The sequence below is a fragment of the Arthrobacter sp. Bi83 genome (assembly GCF_918698095.1).
In the GTDB taxonomy this organism is placed as follows: Bacteria; Actinomycetota; Actinomycetes; order Actinomycetales; family Micrococcaceae; genus Arthrobacter.
The window spans coordinates 1-6,533 of record NZ_CAKKLY010000095.1 but is presented as its reverse complement, the minus strand read 5'-3'; the positions used below and the strand labels follow the sequence as shown (position 1 = coordinate 6,533).

At 66.1% G+C, this 6,533-nt stretch carries 5 protein-coding genes; 4 read left to right on the top strand and 1 reads right to left on the bottom strand.

Features of this window, described 5'->3' with window-relative positions:
* Positions 1 to 179: 179 nt before the first annotated feature.
* Positions 180 to 935, bottom strand: a complete 756-nt coding sequence (locus LQ144_RS22540) for an IclR family transcriptional regulator (RefSeq protein ID WP_230121477.1) — start codon at positions 933 to 935, stop codon at positions 180 to 182.
* A 210-nt stretch (positions 936 to 1,145) separates the two neighbouring features.
* Here LQ144_RS22540 and LQ144_RS22535 point away from each other — a divergent pair, with 210 nt between their 5' ends.
* From LQ144_RS22535 to LQ144_RS22520, 4 genes are read left to right on the top strand one after another with little or no spacing between them, the layout of a single operon-like run.
* Positions 1,146 to 2,621, top strand: a complete 1,476-nt coding sequence (locus tag LQ144_RS22535) for an NAD-dependent malic enzyme (RefSeq protein ID WP_230121476.1) — start codon at positions 1,146 to 1,148, stop codon at positions 2,619 to 2,621.
* 25 nt (positions 2,622 to 2,646) lie between these two features.
* On the top strand, positions 2,647 to 4,245 hold the full coding sequence (gene aceB, locus LQ144_RS22530) for a malate synthase A (protein WP_230121475.1): 1,599 nt from the start codon (positions 2,647 to 2,649) through the stop codon (positions 4,243 to 4,245).
* Positions 4,246 to 4,248: 3 nt separating this feature from the next.
* On the top strand, positions 4,249 to 5,523 hold the full coding sequence (locus LQ144_RS22525) for an aldolase (RefSeq protein WP_230121474.1): 1,275 nt from the start codon (positions 4,249 to 4,251) through the stop codon (positions 5,521 to 5,523).
* A 10-nt stretch (positions 5,524 to 5,533) separates the two neighbouring features.
* Complete coding sequence (locus LQ144_RS22520; protein ID WP_230121473.1) at positions 5,534 to 6,346, top strand: bifunctional allantoicase/(S)-ureidoglycine aminohydrolase; 813 nt, start codon at positions 5,534 to 5,536, stop codon at positions 6,344 to 6,346.
* Positions 6,347 to 6,533 lie beyond the last annotated feature (187 nt).

Here is a 6,533-nt window from a genome sequence, read left to right as displayed (position 1 = left end):
CGAAGACCTCGAACTCGTCGCTCAGAAACTCAACGGCCGGCCACGTAAAACGCTCGGCTGGGAAACCCCAGCCGAGCGTTTACGTGCTTTACTACTAACCACCTAACCAACAGGTGTTGCAACGACCCCTAGAAACCGCCCGTGGAAAACGGGGCCCCAAGTGTTCGTTCGCGCTCGGGTCAGTTTTGGTTGAGTTCGTCCGAGATCGCCTGGGCCGCTTCGCGCAACAGCGGCACGGCGCGGTCGGCGAAGGACTGGTCCACGCGGGACACCGGGCCCGAGACGGAGATGGCCGTCGGCGTGGGCGCGTTGGGCACGGCCATCGCGAAGCAGCGGACGCCGAGCTCCTGCTCCTCCTCGTCGATGGAGTACCCGCGCTCACGGATCCGATCCAGGTCGGCCAGGAGCGAATCGATGTCGCCGATGCTCTTGGCCGTGGGTGTCGGCATGCCGGTCCGGCTCACGATCCCGCGGACCACTTCATCGTCCAGCTGCGCGAGGATGGCCTTGCCCACGCCGGTGTCGTGGGTGTGCGCGCGCCGCCCCACCTCGGTGAACATGCGCATGGAGTGCAGGGACGGAACCTGGGCCACGTAAATAACCATGTCCGAGTCCAGTACCGCCATGTTTGACGTCTCGCCGAGCCGGTCCACGAGCGACTTGAGCTGCGGGCGGGCCAGGGCGCCAAGCTGCTTGTTGGCTCCTTCGCCGAGCCGGATCAGCCGCGGGCCGAGGGCGTAGCGGCGGTTCGGCAGCTGGCGGATGTAGCCCAGCGTGACCAGCGTCCGGAGAAGCCGGTGGATCGTCGGCAGGGGCAGGTCAGTGGAGGAAGAGAGCTCACTGAGCGTCACATCCCCCCCGGCGTCGGTGATCAATTCCAAAAGTTCGAAGACGCGCTCAACAGACTGCACGCCTCCTGCGGCCTTTTCAGCCATTCCGTCGTCTCCTGCTGGGCTCGATTCCGACAACTCTTATCCGCATTGTGAAAAGAACTGCTTAGAAATCCCAAGATACAGCACGGCCGAGTACGCGTCGATGTCCCCGCAGGGCTTGTGTTTCCATAAAGTAGATAATAATATCCATAATACGAAAACATTAGCGGCGTAAGCCAGCCCAGTGCATGGGCGTAACCAGGAGGACATTCAATGGCGAACCCCAGCCCCGGGAACTCGATCACCCTGCGCGTGGAAGCACCGTCCAGCTTCACGGCAACCAGCGAACTCGCAGCCGCCGTGGGCGCGGCCGGCGCGGCCATCACCGCCCTCGACGTCACCGAATCCCACCACGAGACCCTGGTTGTTGACGTCACCTGCAACACCACCGACGACGACCACGCCAACCGCGTCAAGGACGCCCTCAACGCGCTCGACGGCGTCACCGTCCGGAACGTCTCGGACCGCACCTTCCTCATGCACCTCGGCGGCAAGCTTGAGGTCGTCCCCAAAGTAGCCCTGCGCAACCGCGACGATCTCTCCCGCGCCTACACCCCCGGCGTCGCCCGCGTCTGCCTTGCCATCGCGGAGGACCCGTCAGCGGCCCGCAACCTCACGGTCAAGCGGAACACCATCGCCGTGGTCACCGACGGTTCGGCGGTGCTGGGCCTCGGCAACATCGGCCCGGCCGCCGCGCTTCCAGTGATGGAAGGCAAGGCCGCCCTGTTCAAGCAGTTCGCCAACGTGGACGCGTGGCCGGTGTGCCTGGACACCCAGGACACCGAGGAGATCATCAAGATCGTCAAGGCGATCGCGCCCGTCTACGGCGGAGTGAACCTCGAAGACGTCGCGGCCCCGCGCTGCTTCGAGATCGAGAACCGCCTGCGTGAAGAACTGGACATCCCGGTCTTCCATGACGACCAGCACGGCACGGCGATCGTCACGCTCGCCGCCCTCGTCAATGCCCTGCGCGTGGTGGGCAAGAAGCTCTCCGAGGTCCGGATCGTCGTCTCGGGCGTGGGCGCCGCCGGCTCCGCCATCATCCAGTTGCTCAGGGCCCAGGGCGCCCGGCACATCGTGGCTGCCGGCCGCTCCGGCGCCATCCACTCCGGCGAGCAGTACAACGACGAGCACCGCAGCTGGATTGCCGCCAACACCAACGAAGAGGGATTCTCCGGAACCCTGCACCAGGCGCTCAAAGATGCAGATGTTTTCATCGGCGTCAGCGCACCGCACGTGATCGGCGAGGAGCAGGTCGCTTCGATGGCCAAGGACGCGATCGTATTCGCCATGGCCAACCCCACACCGGAAATCGATCCTGCCATCGCGTCCAAGCACGCAGCAGTCGTGGCCACGGGACGCAGCGACTTCCCGAACCAGATCAACAACGTCCTGGCATTCCCGGGCTTCTTCCGCGGCCTGCTGGACGCGGGGGCATCGGACATCACCCCGGAGATGCTGGTGGCCGCCGCCGAGGCGATCGCCAACCGTGTTGCTGACGACGAGCTCAACGCCAGCTACATTATCCCCAGCGTCTTCGACCCCCACGTGGCCGCGGACGTCGCCGCGGCCGTGGCAAACGCAGCCCGCGCCGCAGCGGGTACTGGCATCGCAGCGGCAACAGCGGAAGACTCAACAGAAGCAGCAGCACCTGCTGCAGCAAACGCAGCAGCCTTCGCCAACGCCTGATTCGCAGCCCTGGAAAGGACCAATAATGGCTATCACAGTCACAGACCCCCGGCCGATCGAGCGCGCGGAGGAGATTCTCACCCCCAAGGCCCTGGCTTTCGTGGAGGAACTGCACAAGCGGTTCGCCGGTACCCGCTCTGAGCTCCTGAAGGCCCGGACCGCAAAGCGCGAGCATGTGGCCAGGACCGGCGGCCTTGACTTCCTGCCGGACACCCAGGACGTGCGCGACGGCGACTGGAAGGTTGCGCCGGCACCGGCGGCTTTGCAGGACCGCCGGGTTGAAATGACGGGGCCCGCCTCTCCTGCCAAGATGGCCATCAACGCGCTGAACTCCGGCGCCAAGGTGTGGCTCGCGGACCTCGAGGACGCCAGCACGCCCACCTGGGCCAACGTCATCGATGCCATCCTCAACCTGCGGGACGCCGCCACGGGGTCCCTGAGCTACACCTCCCCTGAGGGCAAGGAATACAGGCTGCGCACGGACGCCCCGCTCGCCGTCGTGGTGGCACGCCCCCGCGGCTGGCACATGGAGGAACGGCACCTCCTGCTCGACGGCGAACCCGCCGTGGGTGCCCTCGTGGACTTCGGCCTGCACTTCTTCCACGTCGCCAAGCAGCTGGTCCTCAACGGCCAGGGCCCCTATTACTACCTGCCGAAGATGGAGAGCCACCTCGAGGCGCGCCTGTGGAACGAGGTCTTTGTCTTCGCGCAGGACTACCTTGGCCTCAACCAGGGCACCATCCGCGCAACCGTGCTCATCGAAACCATCCCGGCTGCCTTTGAGATGGACGAGATCCTCAACGAACTCCGCGACCACGCCTCGGGCCTGAATGCGGGCCGCTGGGACTACCTTTTCAGCATCATCAAGTACTTCCGCGACGCCGGGGCCAGCTTCGTGCTGCCGGACCGCGCTACCGTGGCCATGACCGCGCCCTTCATGCGCGCCTACACGGAACTGCTGGTCAAGACCTGCCACCACCGGGGCGCCTTCGCCATGGGCGGGATGGCCGCGGTCATCCCCAACCGGCGCGAACCTGAAGTCACCGCCCAAGCCTTCGAGAAGGTCCGCGCGGACAAGACCCGCGAGGCGAACGACGGCTTCGACGGCTCCTGGGTGGCCCACCCTGATCTGGTCCCGGTCTGCCGGGAAGTGTTCGATTCGGTCCTCGGCGAGCGCCCCAACCAGCTGGACAAGCAGCGCCCGGAAGTCTCCGTGACCGCGGGCCAGCTGCTGGACATCGCTTCCGCGGACGGCCAGGTCACCGAGGCGGGCCTGCGCCTGAACCTCTACGTGGCCGTGGCCTACACCGCCGTGTGGATCTCGGGCAACGGAGCGGTGGCCATCCACAACCTCATGGAAGATGCCGCCACGGCGGAGATCTCCCGCTCGCAGGTGTGGCAGCAGATCCGCAACGAGGTGGTGCTAGCAGACACCGGCAACACCGTGACGCGCGAGCTTGTGACCAAGATCCTGGCCGAGGAGACAGAGAAGCTGCGCGGCGAGGTGGGCGAGGAGGCCTTCCAGCGCTACTACCAGCCCGCCAGCAGCCTGATCGCGGACATCTGCCTCTCCGAGGACTACACGGACTTCCTCACCACCCCGGCCTACGAACTGGTGGGCTGAGGCATGGCGGTACCGGAATCATCACTCAGCGCTGCGGATCTGGCCAGGATCGATTCGCAGCTGGCGGCCACCGACCGGCTGCTGGAGCAGAATTACCCCGGCGACGACGGCTCGCGCCAGCCCGTCCACACTGTCTATGTCCCGGCGGACCGGTTCACGCCGTCGCTCGCCGCCGACTGGGGCGCCCAGGCGCTGTCGACGGCGGCCGCCCATGGCGGACTCGCCCGGGTCGGAGCGCTGCTGGGCCAAGACAGCGAACTGGCTGACGCTGTTGCGTCCCGGGTGGAGGCCAAACTCGGCAGCGAACCTATCGAGGACCTCCGGCTCGACTTCGAGGACGGCTTCGGGGACCGGGGCGACGACGCCGAGGACGCCGCCGCCGTTGCCGCCGCTTCCGCCGTGGCCGCCGCTGTTGCGGCCGGCTCCGCGCCGCCGTTCATCGGAATCCGCTTCAAATGCTTCGAGGCGCCCACGCGTGCCCGCGGCCTGCGGACCCTCGACCTGTTTGTGTCCGGCCTGGCCTCCGCCGGCGAGCTTCCGGAGGGCCTGGTCCTCACCCTGCCCAAGGTCACCACGGTGGCCCAGGTGCAGGCCATGGACTTCGCTGTCTCCCGGCTTGAGGAAGTCCATTCGCTGCCGGCAGGCCGGCTGCGTTTTGAGGTGCAGGTGGAAACACCGCAGCTGATCCTTGGCCCCGAGGGCAACTCCCCCGTGGCGCAGCTCCCCCATGCTGTTCCCGGCCGTATCAGCGGGCTGCACTACGGGACGTACGACTACTCGGCGTCGCTGCAGATCTCGGCCGAATACCAGTCCATGGAGCATCCCGTGGCGGACTTCGCCAAGGAAGTCATGCAGCTTGCCGTGGCAGGCACCGGCATCCGGCTCTCGGACGGCTCCACCAACATTATCCCCGTGGGCGACAACGTAGAAAACGCCTGGCAGCTCCACGGCCGGCTGGTCCGGCGTTCCCTCGAGCGCGGCTTCTACCAGGGCTGGGACCTGCACCCGGCGCAGCTGCCCAGCCGGTTCGCTGCGACGTACGCGTTCTACCGCCAGGGGCTGCCCGCCGCGGCGGCCCGGCTGCGCAATTACGTTGAACGCACCGAGGGCGGGGTGATGGACGAGCCTGCCACGGCCCGTGCACTCGCCGCTTTCGTGCTGCGCGGCGTCCAGTGCGGAGCGGTGGGCGCCGACGAGGTGCTGGCGCTTGCCGGCGTCGGAATCCCCCACCTGACCGGCCTTGCGCACCCGCGGCTGGCCCACACCACTTCGAAGTAAGGATCCAATGATGGGCAAGTACTACTACCCCCAGGGCGGCCTGCCGCCGCAGACCCACCTCACCACGGAACGGGCCATCGTCACGGAGGCCTACACGGTCATCCCCAAAGGCGTCATGACCGATATCGTGACCAGCAACCTGCCTGGTTTCTCCAACACACGGTCCTGGATCATTGCCCGCCCGATCTCCGGCTTTGCCACCACGTTCTCGCAGCTGATCGTCGAGATCAGCCCGGGCGGCGGTGCTCCCAAGGCCGAGTTCGAGGCAGGCGTTGAAGGCGTTGTCTTCGTGACCAAGGGCAAGGTCAACCTGACCCTCGACGGTGAACTGCACCAGCTTGAGGAGGGTGGCTACGCCTACCTGGCGGCCGGTTCCACCTGGGGACTGGAAAACGTCTCGGACGACATCGTTTCCTTCCACTGGATCCGCAAGGCCTACGAGAGGCTCGAGGGTTACGAGGCCAAGTCCTTCGTTACCAGTGACGCGGAAGTCGAAGCCGGCGCGATGCCCGATACCGACGGCGTCTGGAAGACCACGCGCTTCGCGGACCCCAACGACCTGGCGCATGACATGCACGTGAACATCGTGACGTTCCAGCCGGGCGGTGTGATCCCGTTCCCGGAAACCCACGTCATGGAACACGGCCTGTACGTCCTGGAGGGCAAGGCCATGTACCTGCTCAACAACGACTGGGTGGAAGTGGAGGCGGGCGACTTCATGTGGCTGCGCGCCTTCTGCCCGCAGGCCTGCTACGCAGGCGGCCCTGGCCAGTTCCGCTACCTGCTGTATAAGGACGTCAACCGTCAGATCCGCCTGACGTAACTTGTTCGGTCTTTAACGCCGACGCCGGGATCGCCGGAAGCCTGCCAGTTCGCCGCAGGCTCCCTGTGTGTCAGGCTGTTGTGTGACAGGTTCCCTGTTGCTGGAGCCGGTGCTCAGGGCGGGGGGAAGGTCCGTCATGGATTTCGTTATGCCTGTTCGTGTTTCGAACCGGAAGCACTTCACTACC

Excerpts from the sequence above, each read along its gene's own strand:
- LQ144_RS22540 (WP_230121477.1), bottom strand. The coding sequence starts at position 935 with ATGGCTGAAAAGGCCGCAGGAGGCGTGCAGTCTGTTGAGCGCGTCTTC.
- LQ144_RS22535 (WP_230121476.1), top strand. The coding sequence starts at position 1,146 with ATGGCGAACCCCAGCCCCGGGAACTCGATCACCCTGCGCGTGGAAGCA.
- aceB (WP_230121475.1), top strand. The coding sequence starts at position 2,647 with ATGGCTATCACAGTCACAGACCCCCGGCCGATCGAGCGCGCGGAGGAG.
- LQ144_RS22525 (WP_230121474.1), top strand. The coding sequence starts at position 4,249 with ATGGCGGTACCGGAATCATCACTCAGCGCTGCGGATCTGGCCAGGATC.
- LQ144_RS22520 (WP_230121473.1), top strand. The coding sequence starts at position 5,534 with ATGGGCAAGTACTACTACCCCCAGGGCGGCCTGCCGCCGCAGACCCAC.